Source organism: Prochlorococcus marinus str. MIT 9515 (genome assembly GCF_000015665.1).
Lineage (GTDB): Bacteria > Cyanobacteriota > Cyanobacteriia > PCC-6307 > Cyanobiaceae > Prochlorococcus_A > Prochlorococcus_A marinus_P.
Genome location: NC_008817.1, coordinates 744,272 through 767,854 on the forward strand (window position 1 = coordinate 744,272; position 23,583 = coordinate 767,854).

Sequence of the window (23,583 nt, forward strand, 5' to 3'; positions counted from 1 at the left end):
TTGAATTATTAATTTAGTTTAGTAAAATCAGCAATTTTTAAAGAGTAATTTCTGATCAAACCTAGTAAATTTAATCGATTATTTTTGATTTCTGGATCTTCTGACATAATCAAAACCCCCTTATCATTATCAAACAGTTCATTAAGGTTATTGGTATTATTTTCAAATAAATTAAAAAGCTCAAAATAATCCCAATTAGTTGATGAAATAAATACTTCTATTTCTTTGATGAATTGAAATACTTTGGTTTCACATTCTTTTTCAAATAAATTTGGATTAACATAATCCTTGCTTGCAAAAATTGATCTTTTTAAATTACCACTTTCAGCTAATTTACAAACTCTAGAGATGACTTTTTGAATCTCAGAAAAATTTGCTTTCTCTTTAAGCTGTTTAATAGTATTAATCCTTTTTTTTAAATCCAAAATATTCACTATTCTTGTTTCAACTGATGAATCAGTAAAACAAGTAGCTTTAATTACATCTTTACTGATTGATAGTTCATCAAGATGGCTAGCAATTCTTTGATTAGAAAATTCAATTAAGTCAGTTAAAACTTTTTCTTTCTCAAATTTTAAATTAGGTAATGAAATTTCCCAATATTCAATAAGTTCCCTAAATATATTTTCAATAGCTATATCAAGTTCAAATTGCCAAATAATTAAAATAACCCCATTTAAATTTCTTCTAAGTGCATAAGGGTCAGAGGAACCACTTGGTCTTTTTCCCGAAATAAATATACTTATTAAAGTTTCTATTTTGTCAGAGATAGAAACAATAGCTCCGTATTTTGTAGAAGGTAAATCATCTTTATAAAAACGTGGCAAATAATGTTCAGCTACAGCAATACAAATTTCTTTGCTAAAACCTTCATTTCGTAAGTATTTACCTCCCATTATCCCTTGCAATTCGGGAAATTCATAAACAATTTCACTACACAAATCGTTTTTACAGTACTTTGCAGCTTCTATAATTTTATTACTATCTAAAGATTGATCATTTAAATAATTTAAAATCTTCTCTGAGGTGGCCTGAATTCTTTTTACTCTCTGAAAAACATTACCCATACCTTTCAAATAAGAAACAGATTTTAGTTTTTCATTACGGACATTAGAAGCAACTTTTTTGTCACTTTCTACAAAAAACCTTGCATCAGAGAATCTTGCCCTAAGTACTTTTTCATTCCCCTTTGCAATAGTATTGTTAGATTCTTTAAGACCATTAGATAGGACAAAGAATTTTGTACTTATAATTTCTTCAGAACTCAAACCTAATTTGGAAAATTTTTTATTCTTTTTTAGAAGAGGAATGTATCTTTGATGATTTTTCATTACTGTTGAAAGAACTTCAACAGGCAAATTAAGAAATTGCTTATCAAAATTACAAGTTATTAAATTAGGTGATTCAACTAAATCAGTTAGTTCGTTGAGCAAACTCTCAGAGAGACTAGGGTCTAATTTTAACAATTGAGATTCCTGGTTTATTAGATTATCAATTTTTTCTTTTCTTTCTTCTCTGTTAACAAAAACTCCACTTTCAGCCATTAATCCAAAATAATTATATGAAGATTGGATTTCAATAACTTTATTTATTAACCTGTGACCGTTTGATTTGTTACCTATTTTGATCCTAGGATCACATTCATCGAAAGCAAAATCAAGAATTTCATCATCATAAAGTGAGACAATCCAGCGGATAGGTCTTGAAAATTTAAAGCTACCGTACCCCCATTTCATAAATCGAGGACCTTGCAAATTTTTTATTAATTTTGGAATTATTAAAGATAAAGCAGACTTTGTAGATTCTCCTTTTTCAATTTTCGTTCCAAATACAAACTCACCCTTTTCTGTTTTTCTTATTTGGAGATCTTCTATATTAATCCCTAAACTATTTGCAAAACCAAGAGCAGCTTGGGTTGGAACTCCATTTAAAAATGCAGCAGAAGCTTTAGGCCCTTTTCTTGTAACTCTCTTATCATCGGCATAATCAACTAAACCTTCTAAAAATAGAACTATTCTTCTTGGTGTGGAGGTGCAAATAATATTCTTGTATTTGATAAGTTTCTTATCAAATTCAAATTTGATATTAGAGTAAATTTGGTTTATTACAGAATGAGAAAAATTGGCCGGTAACTCTTCTGTTCCTATCTCAAGTAAATATTTAGACAAAAATAATTTATGGGCTATTACAACTATAATTTACTACCGGTTAAATAAGCTTTTCGCTAATGTATAAAAAGAGATATGTTTTGGTCCCTTGATCAAGGTCGAAAAAGTAAAAAAGAAAAAAAAGATTGAAAAACAAGAGACGGTTTGCTTAGCAAATGGTCTAGAGGTATCTAAGTTTGAAAATTTCAAGAAGGGCAGTGAATTTCTCAAGGAACCACTTGCAAGCGAACTAAAGAATGAAAGTGATCATTTTACAAATGATGCTGTTCAACTATTGAAATTTCATGGAAGTTATCAACAAGATAATAGAGAAAACAGAAAGCCTGGCAAAGGGAAAGATTGGCAGATGATGCTTAGGCTAAGAAGTCCTGGGGGAGAAATCCCAGGAAAACTATTTCTATCTTTAGATGAATTATCAGACAAACTCGGGAACGGCACACTGAGAATAACAACTAGACAAGCCTTTCAAATGCATGGAATCAGGAAAGATAATTTGAAGAAAGTTATTAAATCTATTGTAAATTCAATGGGCTCAACTTTAGCTGCGTGTGGGGACATAAATAGAAATGTCATGGCTCCTGCCGCACCTTTTGAAACATCAGAATACATAACTGCAAGAACTTTAGCCGTAAAAGTTGCCGATCTCTTAACACCTGTAGCAGGACAAGGAACTTTTTTAGAGCTTTGGGCTGACGGAGATTTGGAATACACTATAAAACCAGATAAAGAGATTGAAGAGAATAGAAAATTACAGTTTAAAGAGAATGTTTTTAGCGGGTCCAAAAAGGAACCTTTATATGGATCTACCTACCTCCCAAGGAAGTTTAAATGTGCTGTCACCGTTCCTGGCGATAATTCTGTTGATCTTCTTACTAATGATATTGGAATAGTTGCATTCACTTCTAAAGAAGGGGAATTCGAAGGATGTAATTTTTATATAGGTGGAGGTATGGGTCGAACTCATAATAATGAAGAGACCTTTGCAAGAATTGCAGATCCACTTGGTTATGTTGATAAGAAAGATATATATGAACTAATTCAAAGTATCGTTGCCATTCAAAGAGATTATGGAGATAGAAAATCAAGGAAAAATTCTAGAATGAAATACCTTTTGCATAGAAAAGGTATTAAATGGTTTAAAAAAATTCTTTTAGATAAATATTTTAGAAAAGAAATTAAGCCTTTAAGAAAAGAACCAGAGAATAAATTAATTGATTATCTAGGTTGGCATAAACAAAATGAAGATTATTATTTTGTTGGTTTACCTTTATTATCGGGAAGGCTTTATGGAAAGAAGAAATCACTAATAAGAAATATTGTTAAAGAAAATAATCTTGATTTAAGACTTACACCTAATCAAGATATTTTACTTTGTAATATTCCCAAAAAAAACAAAAGAGAAATTCAAAAAGCCTTAAAAAGTATTGGATATGACAATCTTCATGATATCAATGAAATTCAAAGACACGCTTTAGCATGTCCAGCCCTCCCTCTTTGTGGTCTGGCCATGACCGAAGCCGAAAGAATTTTGCCTGAAGTTCTCAGTAGAATTGAAAATTTATTAAATGATATGAATATAGAAAAGACGATATTGTTCCGCATGACAGGATGCCCAAACGGATGTACAAGACCTTATATGGCAGAACTGGCTCTTGTAGGGAGTGGGCAAAATAAATATCAACTATGGTTAGGCGGCAGTAAAAACCTTCAAAGGTTAGCGAGACCGTACTTGCAAAGAATGGATCTCGATGATTTAGAAAAAACTATTAAACCATTACTTGAATTTTGGAAGAAAAGCAATCCAGAAAAAGATTTTGGTGATTTTATAAATAATGAAACTGATTCTTCTATTAATAATTTATTAATAGAATTTGATTAATATTTAAATTATCCCATATAAAGCATTAGCTTTTTTATTCTTCCAAGCCCATAATTGATCTCCATAGCTAAAATGCCACCATTCATTTGGATGTTGTACGAATTCAAATTTATTCATAATTTCTTTTAATAATTTTCTTCTATTATCGAAGACAATTGCATCTTCTTTTTCAATATTTTTATAAAAATCCGGTTTAGATTTCTCATTCATCTCATCAATATTACTCCCCATATCAATTATATTTCCATACTTATCGGCCAAAGTTATATCCAAAGCGCCTCCAGTTGAATGAGGAGGAGGAAATCTATCATCGAATGATGGGTATGCCCAAAATTCCTCAACTTTTTTTGTATTAGAGGATAGCTTTCCATATCTTTTTCAGAAGCATCAATATCTAACCGTTTACATTCCAAAATAAAAGCTCTATTAAACATAAATTCTTGGACTTCGATAGGACGCCAACTGTCATAAATTAAAAGGTGAAAATTACTATTTCTTAATTTTAAATATTCATTTACTTTAATTAATCTTTTAATAACTTCTTCTCTTAATTTCCAAATCCCCTCATCCTCTCTATAAGGAGCACCCATATCATAATAAGGATGAGGACTAATAAATTTGAAACAATTAGGTATTGCTATCAATTTATCTTTATTCTCTTCAATTGGGACTTTATTCCAAATTTTCAAATATTTTTTTTAATTGATCTCATATTTGCATATATTTTAAAATTTACAATTATTAAATTATTAATTTAAGAAATCATGTACAAATTTATTATCAGAATTGTCAATTAACAAATCTTTCAACATAAAATTTTTTCTTAAGTCAGGATCATCCTTTATTACGTTCTGCGCCTCTTCTCGAGCTTTTTCAATTAACACCTTATTATTTGGTAAGTTATCCAATACAAAATCTGGTAATCCTGATTGCTTATACCCCAAGAGTTGCCCTGGACCTCTTATCTCTAAATCTTTTTCCGCGATATAAAAACCATCATTAGATTTTTCTAAAACTTTTAGTCTTTTGTTTTCTAATCCATTTTTATCAGAGGTTATTAAGTAACAAAATGATTTATGGGTGCCTCTCCCAACTCTTCCTCTTAACTGATGCAACTGAGATAATCCAAATCTCTCTGAGTTATAAATTATCATGATTGAAGCATTAGGTACATCAATACCGACTTCAATAACTGTAGTGGATACCAAAATACTAATTTCATTTTTTAAAAATGAATTAATTACGATATTCTTCTCATCAGAATTTAATTTCCCGTGTAATAGTCCAACTTTATTTTTTAAAAAGATCTCCTCTGATAAATACTGAAAAATGTTTTTTGCAGAGCTTAAATTCATTTTTTCAGAATCTTCGATTAATGGCAAAATTACATAAGCTTGTTTTCCATTATCTATTTCATTCTCTACAAGTGAAAATAGTTTATCTAAATCATCCTCTGTAATTATTTTTGTAATTATTGGAACTCTTCCTGGTGGCAGTTCTGTAATCTGACTAATATCTAGATCTCCATATAGTGACAAGGCAAGTGTCCTTGGTATTGGTGTGGCTGTCATTGATAACAAATTCGTATTATCGCCTTTATTCAGTAATCTATTTCTTTGAGTCACCCCAAACCTATGTTGTTCATCAATGACCACCATACCTAATGAATTAAAAATAACTTTATCTTCAAATAATGCATGAGTACCTACAAGAATATCTACCATTCCATTTTTTAAATTTATTAGTATTTCTTTTCTCTTTTTTTGTGGGGTGTTACCTGTAAGTAGTTCGACCGAAACAGAAAGTGGATTTAGATATTTTAATAAATTTTTATAGTGCTGATTAGCAAGTACTTCTGTAGGAACCATTAATGCACCTTGCTGATCTTTTTCAAGAATAATTAAAAGGGAAACAATTGCAATAATAGTTTTACCACTACCAACATCTCCCTGAAGTAGTCTGGACATAGGGGTTAAATCTGATATGTCTAATTTAATTTCATCAAGGACTTTTTCCTGAGATTTTGTTAATTGAAAAGGAATTTTATTTAAAAAATCTTGGAGTAAAAATCTTTTTTGAGCAAATGTTCGATTAGTTGATTTTTTATTATTCTTACGCTTTCTCAATAAAAACTTCATTTGTAATAGAAATAGTTCATCAAATACCAATCTTTTTTTTGATTCAATCAAAGCATCCTGATTTGGAGGTAAATGAATGTTTATTAAAGAATCACTTTTTGGTAATAAAGATAATGAACTAATTTGTTTTTGAGTAAGTAAGTCTGGATAATCTTTTGAATAAATAATTACTTTTTTAATTAATTTGATAAAACTTATATTTGAAAATGATTCTGATAAGGAGTATAAAGGCATAATCTTACCAGAGAAATTAAAAGATTCATCATTATTATTTAAAATCTCTATCTGCGGATCAATAAAATTTTTTCCATATTCAGATAGTTTGACCTTACCAGAAATAGCTATTTTAGTACCAGGAATATATAAAGATTTCTGAGAAGTATAAAAGGAATAAGATCTATATCTTTTTCCTAAAAAAAATTTTGTAACTTTAATAGATGATGTCTCATCAAAAATTACTATATTCATTATGGATAAATTACTATTATTTTGACTCTTATAAATAGAAAACTTTTTAATAGTTGCAATACAAGTGTATAAATTATCTGGTTTTAGATTAACTATTTTTACTCTATTTGTATAATCTAAATAAGTACGTGGAAAATAATTGATTAAGTCTTTTATGTTAAATATACCTAATTCGTTTAGTTTCTTTTTAGTTACTTTACCTATACTTTTTATCAAGGAAATATCTGAGTATAAAGATAGATTTGAATCTGCAAATCTTGAATAATTACTAGTAGTATTTTTACTAGAGTAAATTAAATCAATAGATGTACTTAATTTTAATAGACATTTTCTAGTATCAATTACAAGTCTTTTTCTCTGATTACTATCTAAATTATTATATTGAGAATATTTAATTGAAAATTCACTAAATAATTTGATATATTCATCAGTTAATTTAAGATTTTCTAAATTGCTTAATGATTCATAAAGATAATCATTAAAAAATTGTTTTCTACCATGTAAATTAGTAAATTTATTTTCTGACTCTAGTGTGAGTGATTTTTGAAGGGGTCTAATCCAATTCTTAATTAAATTTATATATTGTTTATTATTCGTCACTTTATCTGAGAGATAAACTTAAGATTTTATTATTTTAAATTTTTAAGGTAAAGTTCCTTATTTTTCCAATATAGATGTTTTTTATTTAATAATCTAAATTTATTCTTTAATTCGTTAATATTATTTCTACAGATTGAAAGCTCTAAATTATGAAATTCTAATTCAATATCTGAGATGTTAAACAAACTTATATTGCCTGATTTATTATTAAATTCAGTAAAGTTACTTGGGTTTAGATCATAACTAATTACGAAAGGATGAGGATGTTTTATTAAATTATGATTATTTGATAAGAATTTGAAAATATCTTCGGATATGTTTTTTTGAATTAATTTTATTTTGAATAATTCTGAATTTACCTTATATGAAAGGTCTACTAAAAATTGGTTAAAACCTTTATCAACTTTTTCAAATAAGTTTAAATTATCACTATATAGAGAAACATCATTTTCTTGATCATTAAAGTTCTTAGGATTAATTATGTTTTTTTCTTTTGTTCCTTCTATTAATTCAAGAACAGAATCAATGATATGTTTCTCATCTTCAAGATCTTTAATACTAGGTTGTTTCGAATAGTAATTTAAACAATCATTTTCATCCAAATTTACAGATGAAAATTCATCATCATTTATAGACTCATAATATTGATATGAATTTAACTTATTACTGCAATTAAATTCAATGGATTCTTTAGTAATTAATTCCGTTTCATAGTCAAAATTAACCGTTTTAGATTTTTTTAATTTTAATAATTCTTTTAATGCTTTTTTATTTATTAAATGTATTTGGGTCTCACTATTATCGATTAACTTCAACTGCTCAATTGTTAATAATGGAAGTTTTGATTGGATAAGAAAGCTAATATCATTGTTTAAAAAGTTGATTAATTCTAGGTTTTTATATTCTTTATCGCTGTTCCTAAGAGATAGATCAGAATAAAGTCCAAATATCCCTTTCTCAGTAGACGAAAGAATAGATTTTCTTACAATCCTAAAATAAATTTCATATTCTTTATAAATATTTTTTAATAATATATCTTTTTTAACCTCAGCCCTATCGAGCTGAATCTTCACCTCTTTTGAATATCTACCTTTGATACTATTATCCAAATTTATTAATTTGACTTTAAAGATGCGACTTCATCGGCAAAGTCCATTTCATTCTTTTCAATACCCTCACCTAACGTATATCTTGTGAAACGCCTCACTTTGATATTTTCACCAATTTTAGCTGCTGCCTGCTTTACTAAATCTTCTACTGTTAGAGAACTATCCTTTATATAAGGTTGAGAAAGCAAGACCAACTCATTTAGTCTTTTAGCAATTCTACCTTCAACAATTTTTTCTTTAATATTTTCGGGCTTACCAGACAAGTCATCTCTACCCATTTCTATTCCTTTTTCTTTTTTTACAACATCTTCCGGTATTTCATCAATAGAAACGTATTCAACATTTGGACATGCGGCTACTTGCATCGATACATCCTTTAAAAGAGATTGAAAAATATCTCCTCTAGCAACGAAATCAGTTTCACAATTTAGTTCTAAAAGAACACCTACTCTAGAACCTGTATGAATATAACTGCCTATAGAACCTTCCGCAGCAACTCTCCCCGATTTCTTCTCTGCACTTGCGATTCCTTTTTTTCTTAACCACTCTAGGGCTTTTTCAACATTTCCATCTGTCTCATTTAAAGCCTTTTTACAATCCATCATCCCGGCTCCAGTCTTATCTCTAAGATCTTTTACAAGTTTTGCTGTAATGTTTGCCATTTAAATAATAATTTTTTGGTTTTTTGAAGTTTTAATAAAAATTAAACTTTTCTTTGATCATTAGAACCTTTTCTACCTTCATTAATTGCATCTGCAAGTCGTCCTAAAATAAGTTGAACAGATCTCACTGCATCATCATTGCATGGAATAGGAACTTCACACAAATCAGGATCACAGTTAGTGTCTAACATTGAGACTAAAGATATATCTAATTTTCTTGCTTCAAGGACAGCATTAGATTCTCTTCTTTGATCAACAAGTACAACTACGTCAGGTAATCTTCTCATTCCTTTAAGACCACCTAAATACTTTTGCAAACGTTCTAGCTCTCTTCTTAAAACCGCAGCCTCCTTTTTAGGTCTCATGGCTATGGCACCGCTACTTTCCATTCTTTCAAGATCTTTTAATCTTTCTATCCTTGCTTTCATGGTGGACCAATTAGTAAGCATGCCTCCTAACCACCTTTGGTTAACATATGCTGCACCACATCTAACAGCTTCTTGAGCAACAACATCTGAAGCTTGTTTTTTTGTTCCAACAAAAAGAAATCTTTTTCCGCTCTTTGCAGCATTTCTAGTCCACTTATAAGCGTTATTCATGCATAAAGCGGTTTTTACAAGGTCAATAATATGAACCCCATTCCTTGCGCAATAAATATACTTAGACATTTTGGGATTCCAACGTCTAGTTTGGTGCCCAAAATGAGCACCAGCTTCCATCATTTCAGATAGAGATACAACAGCCATGTTTAAATAGTTTCGGGTTAGCCTCCATCCGACGGGGAATTTAAATATTTAAATCACCCGAAAACAGTCAGATGTGTGGTTTTTAATTTTATTTATTGTAGCAAATAATCAGCATTCCTTGAAGAGATTATTTAAATTCAAATTAATCTTCCAAGCTCTTTTACATAAATTAAATTCAAAGGTATCCTAACAATTTCGAGTGCGATTCTATTTTTACCTGAATCAACTAGAAATTTTAATAATGGAAATAATCTTTTAATAGTTATCAAACCACCTAGGCACATTATTTCCCAAAGTAAAGTATGAATCGGGGTTAATTGAATCATAAATCTAACCCTCAAATTTGAATGCTTTTTATAAAAGACTAAAGCCATCCTTGCTCTTTCTTTTTCTTGGGATATTAAAGATTCAATCTGTCCACAATCAAAAGGGGGATGCCAATGAAAGCCAACGGCTTCTGGGCATTTAACTAATTTTGTCCCGATTTTTTTCAATCTCTCTCCCAGCTCTAAATCTTCCCATCCATAAAGGCTAAAGGAGCTATCAAATAATCCAACATTTAAGAGTAAATCTTTTGATATCGCAACATTTCCAGTCGCAAAATATGCAAAAGAAACATCAGTTAACTTAAACTTTTCATTTTCTGGATTTTTAAAGTTAGATGTATTTATTACTGAGCCATAAGTAAAACATTTTTTATTATCTCTTTCCCAAGAGAAAGAGAGTTTATTAACATGGCAAACTAAAAAGTCTTCTAAAACAATAAGATCGCTATCAATAAATATTATGACTTCATATTTGGACTTCATTACTCCAAGGTTTCTTCCTAATGCAGGCCCTCCATGTTTTTGTTCAAATAAGACGACATGAGGTAAGATTTTACTATTATTTCTTATCCAAGAAGGGGTACCATCTGTTGATCCATCATCAATAACTACTATTTCATAATTACTAATAGTCGCATTTAAAATTTGTTTTTCTAAAGCCTTTAGGCATTTTTCCAATATTGGCTTTCTATTATAAGTTGGAATAACAATGCTTACATTCATAACCATATATTATGTATTTGTAAATATACAGAATTTAAAAAATATAAGATCAAAAGTTAGTCTAATCTGCTGCTCCACCATTATTTGCAGTTCCAGTAACGTTGCTCATACCGTCGGGTCTGCCGTCAGTTCTAAGCTTTCTCTTCTTGAACTTTCTTGCGTATGCACGATTACGGTCTTGCTTTTCTTTTTTTAAATTCCTTCTCTTTGACATAAATTTTTTTACTTTCGACTATCTTAGCTCACTAAGTGCATTAAATATTTTACCATCTTCCATATTTAATATCCTATCCGCCATATCTGAAATCCTTGGGTCATGTGTCACCATTAGGACAGAACAATTCTGTTCTTTTGCCAATTTCTTTAAAAGGGAAACTATTTCTCTTCCTGTAACGCTGTCTAAAGCGGAAGTTGGTTCATCTGCAAGTAAAAGTTTGGGATTAGCAGATAATGCCCTTGCAATTGCAACTCTTTGTTTCTGACCTCCAGACAAATCACTTGGAAGTTTTTTATTATGGTCAGCCAGTCCAACTGCGGATAACCACTTCCTCGCAATTTCTCTTCTTTGCAAATATGTTAAATTTCTAAGCAAATCAGCCCCCATTTGAACATTTTGTTCTGCTGTTAAACATCTGAGCAAATTATGTCCCTGAAAAATCATCCCAATATTTCTTCGAAGTATTTGTCTGGTTTTTCTTGAGGCACCATTTAATTGTTTATTTAAAACCGTCAAATCACCGCTTTGACAGGTTCTAAGGGCACCAATCAAGGTCAAAAGAGTTGTCTTGCCACAACCGGATGGGCCTTTCAAAAGCACTAATTCACCTCTCTCAATAAAAAAATTAACATTATTAAGAACTTGTTTCTTATTTTCATTTTTTCCGTAAAAATGACTCAAATTATTGATAGAAACAGTTTTTAAATTTTTATTTAAGCTTGAGTGCATATAAATTATTTAGTTAAAATATTTCTGCAGGGTCCGCATCAACTAATTTACGCATAGCAATTCCAGCTGACCCCATACACATAATTAAAATTAAAACAAAAATTAAAATTGTTTTATGAGCATCCATCACTATTGGAAGCTTTGTAGAATTTCTGACAACTGAATAAAGTATTTGCCCTGAAAAATAAGCGGGTAGATAACCAAATAAAGCCAATAAAAAGCCTTCTCGTGCAACCACAAAGAAAAGAGATTTTAGTCTATATCCCATAGCTAATAAAGTTGCATATTCAGGAAGATGGTCAGTGACATCACTATAAAGAATTTGATAAACAACAACGCAACCAACTACAAAACCCATTAAAGCTCCCAAACTAAATATAAAACCAATTGCAGTACTATTTCTCCAATAATTTTTTTCAAATTCAATAAATTGATTTTTTGTTAAAACACGAACATCATTAGGGAGAGATTTATTTAATATTTCAGATACCAAAATTGGGTTTGAGCCATTTCGAAGTTTCACTAAACCAATTTCAATGCTTCCTTTTGGATTTGCTGGGAATAGTCTTAAAAATGTTTCTCTACTTGTGATTAAATTTCCATCTGCTCCAAAGGATGGACCTAGCTCTACAAGGCCCTCCACTATTACTCTTTTACCTGCAACTTCTGTTTCTACTTTCTTTCCTGAAAGAAACCAATCCTCTATGGGGCCAAACTCTGGTCTTGATAGTTTATCAAAAAGTACTCTCCCTGGATTTTTTAGTTTATCTGACTTTCTTGAAAATCCACTATCAAGAAGAAGAGAATCTGCAGGATTAAATCCCAAAGCTAATATTGATCTTGTTTTTAGATTTTCTGGATTTCTCCACAGAAGATAAGTTAAGTTAACAGGTGCAGTTTTTTCTACATCTTCTAAAGCTAAAGTTTGAATTAATCTTCTTTTTGGAAAGCCGCTCATACTTATAGAACTTTTTGATCTAGGACTTATCAAAACAAGATCAGCATCCAAAAGTTTGTGAATAGTTACACTTGTATCAAATAAACCATCTCTAAATCCTAATTGCATAAACATTAGAATCCCAGCGAAGCTAATTCCTGCAATTGCAACTATTAACCTAAGAGGTTGTCTAGTAAGCAACAACCAAGCTAAAGGAATTTTCCGGAATTTTATGAGAGAAAATTTCATTAAGGTAGAAATTTAGCAATAACCTTCATACCTGTGTAGTTTCTCACTAATTTTATCGATTCATCGTTAAGCTTCACTAGAACCTCAATAATACGAGCATCAGCATCGCCCGTAGGATCTGTAGATAAAACTTTTCTCTGTTTTACTTGAGGACTAATTCTTATTACCTCGCCTTTTAAAATCTTTGAAAATCCTCCATTCTCACTACTTAATTCAACTTTTTGAGAAACAAACACTCTATTAATATCAGATTCATATACTTCTATGAGAGCCTCCATGTTCTGACTTGAACCAACCTCGAGGATTCCTTCATTGTTGGGTCTTTCACCAACTCGTGTATTAACCGCGAGGATAAATCCATCAATTGGACTTCTAAGTTGAGAATTAAAAAGATCTATCTCAATATTATTTTTATCGCCAATATTTACTATTTTTTGTTTTTGTAATTTAAGTAACTCGTCTTTTCTCTGAGAAAGTTGAACTAAAGAATATGCAGATTTTTCTACTGCTAATTCATATCTTTTAATTTGATCTTTTTTTAATGAAATCTCAAGATTGTTTGTCTTGATAAGATTATTTTTTCTTTCGAGATCTGAGATTAATTTCTCCCTATTTTCAAAAACAGCTAGAACTGATCCTTTTTTGACAAAATCACCCTCACTCACTAACAGCTGAGACAAACGAGGAGAAGAGCCAAATTGACTTATTGGCGCTGCTAATTTCCTTATCTCGCCAGATGGTGAGAGTTGTCCTAGGGCAGCGACTGCATTTATTTGAAAAATAATATCAGAAGAAATTTCTTTATCGCTAGAAATTAATTTCTTATTTTGAGAACATGAACTAATCCCAAGCGATAATGGAAAAAATATCAAGAAACAATAGATTAAATTTTTAAATTTACTTACAAACATCAAAAATCAAATAGTACTTTTTTGATATATTCATCTACCCATTTTTTGTCGAAATACTTCAGTAGAACCAAACTTGTTTTTTCATTTTTCATTTGTTGTCTACAATAATTTTTTTGAAAATCGATTCTTTCTTGAATTATTTCTTGATCATGATCAAGTATAGAACTTTTACTTAATTTTATTAATACTAATAGGTAGTGATCAACAATTTTACAAAAAGCACTTTTTTCACTCTCATTTTTTAAAGAAGCAAAAAATACATTTTGAGAGAAGATATCTCCCCATCCTGGGATCTCCCTCTCTGATTCAAATACACTTTTATCAATCGTAGACAACAAGTTATCGTATTTTAAATTTTGATTCTTTGAAGAAGGGGATAAATCAACAATAGCGGCAGAAACCACTTCATTTACTTTGACTAAATCCATACCAAATATTGGAATATCATAATGTGGGTCAGGGAAGAATACACAATGTAAAATCTTAAGACGCCTAGAAAATTCAGCTACTTCGATATGTAATTTTCTAAATCCTTTTGCCTTATGGAATTCATTTTCAATATATAGTTCTTTACCTTCCTTATCCGAAATTATATTTGAAAGCTTAGGGTCTATCTTAATGGATTTAAGGTTTTCTAGATTAGACCTATGTCCTCTAATATTTTGCAATAAAGTCAAAATAAGTGGATCAATTAATTTGGTTTTAGTTAAAGATTCAGACAACAAGGGTAAATGGTATCAAAATAAAGAGTAAGAAAAAAGTTGCGATGAACTTAGGAGAAATTAATTACTATAACCATTCAAGCAAACCTAAATGCGTATTTGTGGAAAATAAAGAATTACCCCTAATCTGTATAGATTTTTGGTTTAAAGCTGGTTCTTCATTTGAAGAATCAGATAAAAGTGGAACAGCTCATTTGTTAGAACATATGATTTTTAAAGGCAGTAATAAAATAATGCCAGGCGAATTTGATCATAGAATCGAATCTCTGGGTGGAATTAGCAATGCTTCAACTGGATATGATGATGCACATTACTATGTTTTAGTACCTAAAAACAACTTTAAAGAGTCACTAGCTCTTTTGACAAACATTCTCAGATCACCAAATTTTAATATTAACGAATTTAATAAAGAGAAAAGTGTTGTCATCGATGAAATAAAGCAACAAAATGACCAGCCTGATGAAAAGCTTTTTAATTATTTCTTGGGTAGAGTATGGATAGACAACTTTTATGGCAAAACCATATTAGGAACTGAAAAGGATGTCCAATCATTAGCAATAGATGATCTAGAAAAATTCCATAAGAAATTTTATAATATCGAGAATTCTTGTATCTCGATTGCTGGAAATATCGCAAAAGTAACTTTTGAAGAATGTTACGGAAATAACTTTTCTTATCTTGGTGAGGCTAACAGTTCTCAAATAATTAGTAAAAATAAATTAATTGCAATCCCAAGAACTGGTAGAGAAGAAATTGATTTTAAGAATATCGAATTTTCTAGAATATATATGGCATGGAGTATACCCAGCATTAAAAATCAAAGAATAAATATAGGATTTGAAATTTTAACTTCGATACTTTCTGTGGGAAGAAATAGTAGATTAGTTAAGGTTTTAAAAGAAGATAAAAATTTGGTTGAGTCAATATATGTAGATGTAAATGGAGGAGAATTAGGGGGTTTATTAGTGATTGAAGCTTGCTGCGATAATGTAAATTTATTAAAAACTGAGGAAGAAATTAATAAAATAATTAAAGAATTGGTTAGTTCTAAAAATTTAACTATTAATGAGTTGACAAAAGCGTTAAACATTGTCAAAAGTAACTATATATTTAATCTAGAAACTTCGACACAACTAACTTCATTTTTTGGAAGTGAATTTTTGTGGGGCAGAAAAAATTCCATAAATGATTTAGATAATCATCTGCGCTACTGGAATAATTTAAATAATTTCAGGAAAATACTACATTATCTATCAAAAGATAAATTTACATTAATTGCATCAGCAAAATAATGAAAAATAGATTTTTTAAAACAAAAACCCAACGAAATTTTTCTGTGGCGATGGTTTGGATAAATGGTGGTAGCAGTGAAGATAATGAAGGTAAAAAAGGAATAAATAAAATCCTTTCATCATTATTGGGTAGAGGGTGCAAAGGTTTTGATAATTTAGAGTTTTCTGATTATATAGATTCTCATGGAGCAGAATTAAACCTCGAGACATTAGAGGATGGGACTTTAATTAGCCTTAAATCTTTAGATGAGTATTTTTATAAACTGTTCCCTTTATTGGATTTAATAATAAATAACCCAATGCTTTTAGAAAGCCAGTTCCAAAACGTAAAGAAAAATACTATTGATTCCCTATGTAAGGAGAAGGAAAACCCATTCAACATAACTTTTGAAAAATGGAGGAAACTTGTTTATTTTAAACACCCTTATGCATATAATCCCTCTGGATATGTAAAAGATATTTCAACAATCACTTATTCTGATGTTTTAGTCGAATACAATAATTTTAAGAATAGAAATATATATCTTATTTCAAATAATTTAAAAATAAATAACAAAAATTTTGAGTTAATTAATAAAAACAATCAGAAAAACAAACTTAAACATCTTAAAAAAAATAGGAATGATTTTGTTAGGTATGCTAGTACTTTTAAGGATTCTAATCAAATAATTTTAATGATAGGTAACCAAACATGTTCACAATCAAGTCATGAATATTTGCCTTTAAAAGTATTAGAATCACATCTTTCATATGGAATGAGCTCTGTATTATTCCAATTGTTTAGAGAAAAGAATGGTTTAACTTATGACGTTGGAGTATTTAACCCAATAAGGCAATATAATGCCCCATTTTTAATTTACCTTTCTGTCTCTAATAAGAATGCTATTTTAGCCTTTGAAATCCTTCTTGAATTACTGAAAAATTTAGTTTCTTCTCCAATTTCGGAAAAGCAACTTAATCTAGCGAAAGTAAAACTAAAAAGTTCATTTCTAATCTCAAACCAATCTTTAGATGAAATCTTACAGAGAAGACTTCAATTAATTGGTTACGATTTGAATCCAGATTTTGATTTAGATTGTCTTAATAAGATTGAAGAGATCATTCCAGAAGATATTTTAAAAATTACTAATAAATATTTATCGGAACCTTTTATGAGTATCTATGGTGATAAAAAAAAATGTAGTGAAATCTATCAGCTTTGGCAAAAAAATTTTTAAATTTATATTTTTTCGATTTTGTCAGTGTCAATTAAAAAAGAACCTCTCCTAAATTTTATTTCAACAGTTTCAGGAGATTTAATGGATATTATTTCTCCAACTTCATCTATAGCTACCAAATCAGGAGGCCTTAGCATAGGCATATTGTCGGAGGTTTTTAGGTAAGACAAAGGAACAATTAGTTTAACTTTATCTTGAATATTAAATTTCATGATTTTTGTAAAATATTCCACAATCAATCTACTACAAAAAATAATGTAAAAAAAAATATCAACGAAATGGAATGTTTCATTCTAGAATTATAAAAATTTTGTGATATGAGTTAATGAATCAAAAACTTAAAACAATCATTTTATGGGCTTTACCAATAATCCTAGTTATTGCGCTTTCATACCAATTTCTCTCTACAAGTAACGTTGATAACCTTAAGTCTAATGGAACAACTATTGCACCGAAGAATACTGCGGTAGCAAGAGTAAGTTATGGCAGATTTTTAGACTATATTAAATCTGGCAGAGTTACTTCCGTTGATATATTTGATGGGGGAAGGAACGCCGTTGTTGAAACTGTTGATTCGGATTTAGATAATAAAGTTCAAAGATTGAGAGTTGATTTACCAGGTTTAACTCCTGAATTAATAAATAATCTAAAAAATGAAGGTATAAGTTTTGATGTTCATCCTGTAAAAGCAACACCACCTGCACTTGGCATTCTTGGTAATCTTCTTTTCCCAGCCATCCTAATAGGTGGATTGATTCTATTGGCTCGGAGATCAAATGGGATGCCCGGAGGTCCAGGACAAGCTATGCAGTTTGGAAAATCAAAAGCCAGATTCGCGATGGATGCTAATACTGGAGTAGTTTTTGACGATGTAGCCGGCGTTAATGAAGCTAAAGAGGATTTAGAAGAAGTAGTTACATTTCTAAAAAAACCTGAAAAATTTACTTCAGTCGGGGCACGTATTCCTAAAGGAGTTTTATTAGTTGGTCCTCCGGGAACAGGAAAAACACTTTTAGCAAAAGCAATTGCTGGTGAAGCAGGAGTTCCATTCTTTTCACTAGCAGGTTCAGAATTTGTTGAAATGTTTGTGGGAGTAGGTGCTAGTAGAGTTCGAGATCTTTTTAAGAAAGCTAAAGAGAATAGTCCATGCTTGATCTTTATCGATGAAATCGATGCTGTTGGAAGACAAAGAGGCGCTGGTATTGGAGGAGGTAATGATGAAAGAGAACAAACACTTAATCAACTTTTAACTGAAATGGATGGATTTGAAGGGAATAGTGGAATAATTATTATTGCAGCGACTAACCGTCCAGATGTTTTAGATTCAGCATTAATGAGGCCAGGTAGATTTGATAGACAAGTAACAGTAGATGCTCCTGATATCAAAGGAAGATTATCAATACTTGAAGTACATTCAAAAAATAAAACTCTTCAAGAAGATTTAACTTTGGAAAGTATCGCCAGGAGAACTCCTGGCTTTACAGGTGCTGATTTAGCTAATCTTCTAAATGAAGCTGCAATCTTAACCGCAAGGAGAAGAAAAAAGTCTATAAGTATCTTAGAGATTGATGATTCAGTTGACAGAATTGTTGCAGGAATGGAAGGTTCCCCTCTAACAGACGGAAGAAGTAAACGATTAATTGCTTATCACGAAGTTGGTCATGCAATAATAGGTTCTTTAGTAAAAGCCCATGACCCCGTTCAGAAAGTAACTGTCATTCCAAGAGGGCAAGCAAAAGGACTTACTTGGTTTACACCTGATGATGATCAATCTCTCATAAGCAGAGCGAACTTGAAAGCAAGAATAATGGGTGCTCTTGGTGGAAGAGCTGCGGAAGATGTTGTATTCGGCAGAGGTGAAATAACAACAGGAGCAGGTGGAGATTTTCAACAAGTTGCCCAAATGGCAAGACAAATGGTTACGAGGTTTGGAATGAGTGATTTAGGTCCTATAGCTCTTGAAAGCGGTAATCAGGAAGTTTTTGTTGGCAGAGATTTAATGACTAGAAGTGAAGTCTCTGATTCCATATCCAAGCAAATTGATGAAAGCGTAAGAGTCATGGTTAAAGATTGCTACAAGGAAACTTATTCTATAATTAGTAAAAATAGAGAAGCCATGGACAAATTAGTTGATCTTTTAATAGAAAGAGAAACTTTAGATGGTGAAGAATTTGTAAAAATACTTTCCGAATTTACAACTGTTCCTGAGAAAGAAAGAACCCCACAATTATTGAATTAAGTTCCTCTGATAGGTTTTTTATCCAAAACTAAGTCAATTAAGCCATATTCAACGGCTTCTAGAGGAGACATATAAAAATCCCTATCTGTATCCTCTTTAATAGTTTCTAAATTTTTGCCAGTTCTTTCAGATAATTCAGAATTTAATCTTTCTTTTAAATATAAGATTTCATCTGCTTGAATTCTTATATCACTTGCTTGTCCTCTTGCACCACCAAGTGGTTGATGAATCATAATTCTTGAATGTCTCAAACTACTTCTTTTACCCTTTGTTCCTGCTGCAAGTAAAAAAGCTCCCATACTTGCTGCTAATCCAACGCAAACTGTATGAATATCAGGCTTTACATGTTGCATAGTATCAAATATACCTAAGCCATCATAAACAGAGCCTCCCGGTGAATTTATATACATATATATATCTTTTTCAGGATCTTCTGCTTCTAGAAAAAGTAATTGAGCAACAATTCTGTTAGCAGTATCACTCGTGACTTGTTCTCCTAGAAATATAATCCTCTCTCTTAAAAGTCTTGAGTAAATATCAAATACTCTTTCACTTCCACCAGATTCTTCCAAAACTAAAGGGATCATAATAATATTTATCTGTTTATAAGATCCTAGCGATATTGAGTCAACATACGCTATGGTTATTAAGGTTTACATATAAAAAATTGAAAGAAAATTTGACTGTCTCAGAAAGTAAGAAGTTATTCCATGAACAATTCCCTTTCGTTATTCCGGGTTTATATAAAAGGATAGTTGATGAAATGCTTGTTGAACTAAATCTTTTAAATCACCAAAATGAATTTATTCAAGATGAATTGTTTTGCGTTGGTCTTACGGAAACTTTCAAAGAATTGACAAAAGGGTATAAGCCAGAGTCTCATTTAGAACTTCTTTTTGAATCATTATGTAAGTCTTCAAATTTTATACCTTCAAAAATCAAAGAAATTTCTCTTAAAACTCTTGAACAATATAAGGATAAATCTTTAAAAGAAATTTCAATTTTATTAAAAGAAAAAAGTACTTCTAATTTATACTCATCGAGAATATTGAATATAGGTATTTATTTGATTATCGCTAATGCCACTGACTTTAAGGGTTTGAAGGATTCCGAGAAAAATAAAGCTATTACTGACAATATCAACAATTTAAATTTATCAGTTAATAAAGCAGAAAAAGATATTGGTATTTACAAAAGTAGTATTAAGAAAATGGAGCAAGCAAAAGAACTTCTTGAAGAAGCAAAAATTCAAAATAAGAAAAAAGAGAATAAATAATTCATAATTAAAAATTATTTATTAATTCTTCTCTTGTCTTTCCAGGAAATGTAAGAAATATAAATTACAGCAATGGTTATTAGAGTTAGTAAAGAAAAAGATCCAAAAAGAAGAAATTCATTTAGATAGCCTTCATAGTTAAATGATGGGAAATCATATATCAATAGATCCATCACCATTTCTGCCCCAAACTACCATCGCAATTGAAAAAGTAAAAATTGCTGCCAAAGCAGCCCAACCTAATTGAAAAATCATCATAGTTTAGTCGTTAATCTAAATATAACAGAACTTACAAATTTTTTTAACTATAAAAATAATCTTCAAATAAAAATTTATTTCTCAGAATTACAATCTAGTAAATATGATATAAAAATATATATAAATACTTTGGGTAGAGTTGTTTTAAATCATAGTACTCATATAGAAGGATTGATTCCAATTCTTAAAAAATTAGCATTAAACGAAAGAATTAAAATTATAACTCCAGCAATAATTTCAAGAGCAAAAGGAAAATCAGCAAAATTAGTATTTAGAGTTTCTATAAAAACAATTAACGGTTATAAAGCTATTGCTAGAAAGGGAAAATCAGCACAAGAAGTTTTTATATCAACTGACTTAAGTAAAGATGAATTAAAAAAGCTTTTAGATGTATGTAATCATAGTTAATGTTAAAAATATGACTTTAACTTCTATATAGTTAAAAATAATGAAATCTTTTTTTATAACACTTCCGTATTTATTAATTTTATTTACATTTGCAAATAGTGCTTATTCATTATCTGAAAATCAAATAAAGGAAATATGTCAAAATAAGCCAAGAAGATTAACTTGTAGAAAAAATTTAAAATTTAAAAAATTAAATTTATTACAAGGATATCAAATTGAAATACCTGTAATACCTTTCAAAAAGTAAATATTTTTTAAATTTCAAATTCTGACTCAAAAAGAGAAAAAGCTTTATTGTAATCGGCAATTAAATTTTCAGAATTTTCATTGAATCCAATTAATTCATAGTCTTTTTTTAGCTGGTCATAAGTATAAACAACTTCGTTAAAGGCGCTTATATATTCTTTTTGTATATCCTCATCGTCAATGTCATAAATTTTGGCCAAAACTAATTCCACATTTTTTTTCGATGAATATATTTCCTTCTCGAATTCTTTATTTAACTTTCTTCTTTTTTTAGGCATTATAAATTTATTTTAAAATTATAGATTTACAATAATCAAGATCATGGATAAATTAAATTAAAAATTAAAAAATAAAAATATAGTTTTCAAATCAAAATAAAAACAGTATATTCCAATTAAGCAATTTTATAATATGGAGAAAAAAGAACCAAGAAAGGCTCAAGATATAAAAAATCCAACCTTTGTGAATAAAAAATTAAAAGCTTCTAGCAATTCAAATAATAAAAAAGATAAAATCTTACCTTGGTGGGTGGAATTATTGTTTGTTCAAATTGGATTGCCTGATAAATGGCTGATTAAAGTATTACAGTCAAAAAGAAAAAGTACAGAGTTAATTAAAAATGAAAAAAGATTAATAGTTACATTTTTATTAATCTTAGCTGGTCTCACTTATTTTTATCCAGTGGTTAAATATTCTAAAACCAAATTAGAATGCGAGAGGATTGCTAAAAATTATATTATTGAGAATAAGAATTTAATAAAAATAAAGCGACAACAATTGAGAATGTTATCTACTAATTTTTGCAATGGCGGTGATGAAATATATCAACTTGAAAATCTCAAAGATTGATCTAATTATTTTTTTTCAATTATGATTTAATATAAACTAATATAAGTTTACAAAATAAAATTTAATTTAAATTAAATACTTTTTCTATGACAGACTTGAGCCAAAAAAAAGAAAATGTAAAAATGCATTTAAAAGATTTAAGACTAGATTTGAAAAAAATGCATCTTGCTGTTACCGAAGAGTTATTATTACCAGAACCTAATGAAGTTAAGAATCTAATTTATAAGATGGATCAATTGTTAAAAGCAATCGAATAAGATAGAAAATGATTTATCCTAATTAAAAATATAGTATCCAAAGACATTTAAATTAAATGAAAAAATCTATTAACTTTATACCATTTTACTTAATTATGATATTTTTAACATCTTGCAAAATATCAGTTAATAATGAGGAATCATTTAGTAATTCAGAAGACCCGAAAAGTGAACAAATTAATTCAGCCAAAAGCAAAATGAAATTAAGATATGCTTGTGGTGAAGACGGAATTTCTGAATTTATTAATGATGGGTGGATTATTGTTGAAGAATATTCAGAAGAAAAAATATGTACTTGGAAATCGATTCCTGCCACTAAAAATTGCGATATGGAAAAAGATAAAGGTTGTAAAATAACAATACCAGATAAAATAGGTGAAGAAAAAATTTATTTATTAGAAAAATAGTTAAACATAAATGTCTAAAAATAAAGAATATTTGATTGAATTAATATTTAAGAAGTTAAATAGTAATTCTAGAAAAATAAATTTGCAAAAAAAGGAATTTACCAAATTTATTAATTTCCTTATAAGTAATAATTAATTGTAATATTTAACAATCAAAATTTGTTAAAGTATTCAAAACTTGAATAAAATTTAAATACATATTAAAAAATAAATGTACGATTTTTCCTTATTAACGATAATACTAGTAGGTATTTTTGTTTTAAGTTTATTCTTTTTATTTAAAGTTACCTCTAAAGCAAACGATTAAAAAGATTTATTTAAAAATTTAATTTCTAAAAAAAGGACATCTTATTTAACAATAAAAATATATTTATAAAAAATATATTGCTTTAGCCACTCTTTTTTTTTCACCAAATTCATATACTTTACCTATATTGTTGTATCTTTTCTTATTATTATCAGTCATGATATTAATACAAATTTATTTCATCTAAAATTTTAATTAATAGGAAATTATAAATTATTCTAATATTTATACGTTATTTACAAT

At 29.4% G+C, this 23,583-nt stretch carries 26 protein-coding genes and 1 pseudogene; 10 read left to right on the top strand and 17 right to left on the bottom strand.

Annotated features, from left to right (window positions below):
* Positions 1-8 precede the first annotated feature (8 nt).
* Positions 9-2,168 carry a glycine--tRNA ligase subunit beta gene (gene glyS / locus P9515_RS04080; RefSeq protein ID WP_011820138.1) on the bottom strand — a complete coding sequence of 720 codons (2,160 nt, stop codon included), beginning with the start codon at positions 2,166-2,168 and terminating at the stop codon, positions 9-11.
* 88 nt (positions 2,169-2,256) lie between these two features.
* On the opposite strand from glyS, the gene P9515_RS04085 reads away from it, so the two are divergent.
* On the top strand, positions 2,257-4,047 hold the full coding sequence (locus P9515_RS04085; RefSeq protein ID WP_011820139.1) for an NADPH-dependent assimilatory sulfite reductase hemoprotein subunit: 1,791 nt from the start codon (positions 2,257-2,259) through the stop codon (positions 4,045-4,047).
* Positions 4,048-4,050: 3 nt separating this feature from the next.
* Here P9515_RS04085 and P9515_RS09965 read toward each other — a convergent pair.
* The 12 genes and pseudogenes from P9515_RS09965 to P9515_RS04135 form a co-directional block, all read right to left on the bottom strand.
* Positions 4,051-4,335: pseudogene (locus P9515_RS09965) on the bottom strand (M15 family metallopeptidase); the annotation flags it as partial.
* A complete protein-coding gene (locus P9515_RS09970) occupies positions 4,311-4,736 on the bottom strand; it encodes a M15 family metallopeptidase domain-containing protein (protein WP_225867107.1) in 426 nt (141 codons plus the stop codon). The gene P9515_RS09970 and the pseudogene P9515_RS09965, both read right to left, overlap by 25 nt.
* 60 nt (positions 4,737-4,796) lie before the next feature.
* Complete coding sequence (gene recG, locus P9515_RS04095) at positions 4,797-7,253, bottom strand: ATP-dependent DNA helicase RecG (RefSeq protein ID WP_011820140.1); 2,457 nt, start codon at positions 7,251-7,253, stop codon at positions 4,797-4,799.
* A 29-nt stretch (positions 7,254-7,282) separates the two neighbouring features.
* Positions 7,283-8,362 (bottom strand): adenylate cyclase, encoded by a 1,080-nt coding sequence (locus P9515_RS04100; RefSeq protein ID WP_144038779.1) that lies wholly within the window; start codon positions 8,360-8,362, stop codon positions 7,283-7,285.
* A gap of 5 nt (positions 8,363-8,367) precedes the next feature.
* The gene (tsf, locus tag P9515_RS04105) at positions 8,368-9,024 is read right to left on the bottom strand and encodes a translation elongation factor Ts (RefSeq protein WP_011820142.1); all 657 of its coding nucleotides are present in this window, start codon (positions 9,022-9,024) and stop codon (positions 8,368-8,370) included.
* Positions 9,025-9,065: 41 nt separating this feature from the next.
* Positions 9,066-9,770 (bottom strand): 30S ribosomal protein S2, encoded by a 705-nt coding sequence (rpsB, locus tag P9515_RS04110; RefSeq protein ID WP_011820143.1) that lies wholly within the window; start codon positions 9,768-9,770, stop codon positions 9,066-9,068.
* A gap of 137 nt (positions 9,771-9,907) precedes the next feature.
* Positions 9,908-10,819: a glycosyltransferase family 2 protein gene (locus P9515_RS04115; protein ID WP_041710704.1), complete on the bottom strand. Its 912-nt coding sequence runs from the start codon at positions 10,817-10,819 to the stop codon at positions 9,908-9,910.
* A gap of 61 nt (positions 10,820-10,880) precedes the next feature.
* Complete coding sequence (locus P9515_RS09485) at positions 10,881-11,033, bottom strand: hypothetical protein (RefSeq protein ID WP_011820145.1); 153 nt, start codon at positions 11,031-11,033, stop codon at positions 10,881-10,883.
* A gap of 18 nt (positions 11,034-11,051) precedes the next feature.
* Positions 11,052-11,765 carry a DevA family ABC transporter ATP-binding protein gene (locus tag P9515_RS04120; protein WP_011820146.1) on the bottom strand — a complete coding sequence of 238 codons (714 nt, stop codon included), beginning with the start codon at positions 11,763-11,765 and terminating at the stop codon, positions 11,052-11,054.
* 13 nt (positions 11,766-11,778) lie between these two features.
* Positions 11,779-12,951: an ABC transporter permease DevC gene (devC, locus tag P9515_RS04125; RefSeq protein WP_011820147.1), complete on the bottom strand. Its 1,173-nt coding sequence runs from the start codon at positions 12,949-12,951 to the stop codon at positions 11,779-11,781.
* Positions 12,951-13,862 (bottom strand): HlyD family efflux transporter periplasmic adaptor subunit, encoded by a 912-nt coding sequence (locus P9515_RS04130; protein ID WP_011820148.1) that lies wholly within the window; start codon positions 13,860-13,862, stop codon positions 12,951-12,953. Before P9515_RS04130 ends, devC begins: the two co-directional genes overlap by 1 nt.
* The gene (locus P9515_RS04135; protein ID WP_011820149.1) at positions 13,862-14,587 is read right to left on the bottom strand and encodes a phycocyanobilin:ferredoxin oxidoreductase; all 726 of its coding nucleotides are present in this window, start codon (positions 14,585-14,587) and stop codon (positions 13,862-13,864) included. Before P9515_RS04135 ends, P9515_RS04130 begins: the two co-directional genes overlap by 1 nt.
* A 41-nt stretch (positions 14,588-14,628) precedes the next feature.
* Here P9515_RS04135 and P9515_RS04140 point away from each other — a divergent pair, with 41 nt between their 5' ends.
* Together P9515_RS04140 and P9515_RS04145 are read left to right on the top strand one after the other, a co-directional pair.
* Positions 14,629-15,876 carry a M16 family metallopeptidase gene (locus P9515_RS04140; RefSeq protein ID WP_011820150.1) on the top strand — a complete coding sequence of 416 codons (1,248 nt, stop codon included), beginning with the start codon at positions 14,629-14,631 and terminating at the stop codon, positions 15,874-15,876.
* The gene (locus P9515_RS04145; protein WP_011820151.1) at positions 15,876-17,093 is read left to right on the top strand and encodes a M16 family metallopeptidase; all 1,218 of its coding nucleotides are present in this window, start codon (positions 15,876-15,878) and stop codon (positions 17,091-17,093) included. The genes P9515_RS04140 and P9515_RS04145 overlap by 1 nt, the downstream gene beginning before the upstream one ends.
* A 2-nt stretch (positions 17,094-17,095) precedes the next feature.
* On the opposite strand, the gene P9515_RS04150 is transcribed toward P9515_RS04145, so the two are convergent.
* The gene (locus P9515_RS04150; protein WP_041710580.1) at positions 17,096-17,305 is read right to left on the bottom strand and encodes an NAD(P)H dehydrogenase assembly family protein; all 210 of its coding nucleotides are present in this window, start codon (positions 17,303-17,305) and stop codon (positions 17,096-17,098) included.
* Between the two features lie 113 nt (positions 17,306-17,418).
* Here P9515_RS04150 and ftsH point away from each other — a divergent pair, with 113 nt between their 5' ends.
* Positions 17,419-19,332, top strand: a complete 1,914-nt coding sequence (gene ftsH / locus P9515_RS04155; protein WP_011820153.1) for an ATP-dependent zinc metalloprotease FtsH — start codon at positions 17,419-17,421, stop codon at positions 19,330-19,332.
* On the opposite strand, the gene clpP is transcribed toward ftsH, so the two are convergent.
* Positions 19,329-19,919, bottom strand: coding sequence for an ATP-dependent Clp endopeptidase proteolytic subunit ClpP (gene clpP, locus P9515_RS04160; RefSeq protein WP_011820154.1), 591 nt, complete (start codon positions 19,917-19,919; stop codon positions 19,329-19,331). The genes ftsH and clpP overlap by 4 nt on opposite strands.
* A 35-nt stretch (positions 19,920-19,954) precedes the next feature.
* Between clpP and psb29 the strand changes: the two genes are divergently transcribed.
* Positions 19,955-20,608: a photosystem II biogenesis protein Psp29 gene (gene psb29 / locus P9515_RS04165; RefSeq protein WP_011820155.1), complete on the top strand. Its 654-nt coding sequence runs from the start codon at positions 19,955-19,957 to the stop codon at positions 20,606-20,608.
* Positions 20,609-20,761: 153 nt separating this feature from the next.
* Here psb29 and petN read toward each other — a convergent pair whose 3' ends face one another.
* Positions 20,762-20,863 (bottom strand): cytochrome b6-f complex subunit PetN, encoded by a 102-nt coding sequence (gene petN, locus P9515_RS04170; RefSeq protein ID WP_041710582.1) that lies wholly within the window; start codon positions 20,861-20,863, stop codon positions 20,762-20,764.
* Between the two features lie 132 nt (positions 20,864-20,995).
* On the opposite strand from petN, the gene P9515_RS04175 reads away from it, so the two are divergent.
* Together P9515_RS04175 and P9515_RS04180 are read left to right on the top strand one after the other, a co-directional pair.
* On the top strand, positions 20,996-21,274 hold the full coding sequence (locus P9515_RS04175; RefSeq protein WP_041710705.1) for a DUF2103 domain-containing protein: 279 nt from the start codon (positions 20,996-20,998) through the stop codon (positions 21,272-21,274).
* A gap of 40 nt (positions 21,275-21,314) precedes the next feature.
* Positions 21,315-21,521, top strand: coding sequence for a hypothetical protein (locus P9515_RS04180; protein WP_011820157.1), 207 nt, complete (start codon positions 21,315-21,317; stop codon positions 21,519-21,521).
* Between the two features lie 7 nt (positions 21,522-21,528).
* Here the strand turns inward: P9515_RS04180 and P9515_RS04185 are convergent, their stop codons facing one another.
* The gene (locus P9515_RS04185) at positions 21,529-21,798 is read right to left on the bottom strand and encodes a hypothetical protein (RefSeq protein ID WP_011820158.1); all 270 of its coding nucleotides are present in this window, start codon (positions 21,796-21,798) and stop codon (positions 21,529-21,531) included.
* A gap of 133 nt (positions 21,799-21,931) precedes the next feature.
* Here P9515_RS04185 and P9515_RS04190 point away from each other — a divergent pair, with 133 nt between their 5' ends.
* The 3 genes from P9515_RS04190 to P9515_RS04195 all read left to right on the top strand — a co-directional run bounded on the left by P9515_RS04190 (position 21,932) and on the right by P9515_RS04195 (position 23,033).
* The gene (locus P9515_RS04190) at positions 21,932-22,369 is read left to right on the top strand and encodes a hypothetical protein (protein ID WP_011820159.1); all 438 of its coding nucleotides are present in this window, start codon (positions 21,932-21,934) and stop codon (positions 22,367-22,369) included.
* 86 nt (positions 22,370-22,455) lie between these two features.
* Complete coding sequence (locus P9515_RS09640) at positions 22,456-22,626, top strand: hypothetical protein (RefSeq protein ID WP_011820160.1); 171 nt, start codon at positions 22,456-22,458, stop codon at positions 22,624-22,626.
* Positions 22,627-22,721: 95 nt separating this feature from the next.
* Complete coding sequence (locus P9515_RS04195) at positions 22,722-23,033, top strand: alpha-2-macroglobulin (RefSeq protein WP_225867108.1); 312 nt, start codon at positions 22,722-22,724, stop codon at positions 23,031-23,033.
* Positions 23,034-23,583 lie beyond the last annotated feature (550 nt).

Coding starts and splice junctions, on each gene's coding strand:
- P9515_RS04145 (WP_011820151.1), top strand. CDS start 15,876: ATGAAAAATAGATTTTTTAAAACAAAAACCCAACGAAATTTTTCTGTG.
- P9515_RS09640 (WP_011820160.1), top strand. CDS start 22,456: ATGACAGACTTGAGCCAAAAAAAAGAAAATGTAAAAATGCATTTAAAA.
- tsf (WP_011820142.1), bottom strand. CDS start 9,024: ATGGCAAACATTACAGCAAAACTTGTAAAAGATCTTAGAGATAAGACT.
- P9515_RS04140 (WP_011820150.1), top strand. CDS start 14,629: ATGAACTTAGGAGAAATTAATTACTATAACCATTCAAGCAAACCTAAA.
- petN (WP_041710582.1), bottom strand. CDS start 20,863: ATGATTTTTCAATTAGGTTGGGCTGCTTTGGCAGCAATTTTTACTTTT.
- P9515_RS04130 (WP_011820148.1), bottom strand. CDS start 13,862: ATGTTTGTAAGTAAATTTAAAAATTTAATCTATTGTTTCTTGATATTT.
- P9515_RS04190 (WP_011820159.1), top strand. CDS start 21,932: ATGGAGAAAAAAGAACCAAGAAAGGCTCAAGATATAAAAAATCCAACC.
- ftsH (WP_011820153.1), top strand. CDS start 17,419: ATGAATCAAAAACTTAAAACAATCATTTTATGGGCTTTACCAATAATC.
- P9515_RS04150 (WP_041710580.1), bottom strand. CDS start 17,305: ATGAAATTTAATATTCAAGATAAAGTTAAACTAATTGTTCCTTTGTCT.
- clpP (WP_011820154.1), bottom strand. CDS start 19,919: ATGATCCCTTTAGTTTTGGAAGAATCTGGTGGAAGTGAAAGAGTATTT.
- devC (WP_011820147.1), bottom strand. CDS start 12,951: ATGAAATTTTCTCTCATAAAATTCCGGAAAATTCCTTTAGCTTGGTTG.
- P9515_RS04180 (WP_011820157.1), top strand. CDS start 21,315: ATGAAATCTTTTTTTATAACACTTCCGTATTTATTAATTTTATTTACA.
- P9515_RS04195 (WP_225867108.1), top strand. CDS start 22,722: ATGATATTTTTAACATCTTGCAAAATATCAGTTAATAATGAGGAATCA.
- P9515_RS04115 (WP_041710704.1), bottom strand. CDS start 10,819: ATGAATGTAAGCATTGTTATTCCAACTTATAATAGAAAGCCAATATTG.
- P9515_RS09485 (WP_011820145.1), bottom strand. CDS start 11,033: ATGTCAAAGAGAAGGAATTTAAAAAAAGAAAAGCAAGACCGTAATCGT.
- P9515_RS04185 (WP_011820158.1), bottom strand. CDS start 21,798: ATGCCTAAAAAAAGAAGAAAGTTAAATAAAGAATTCGAGAAGGAAATA.
- P9515_RS04120 (WP_011820146.1), bottom strand. CDS start 11,765: ATGCACTCAAGCTTAAATAAAAATTTAAAAACTGTTTCTATCAATAAT.
- rpsB (WP_011820143.1), bottom strand. CDS start 9,770: ATGGCTGTTGTATCTCTATCTGAAATGATGGAAGCTGGTGCTCATTTT.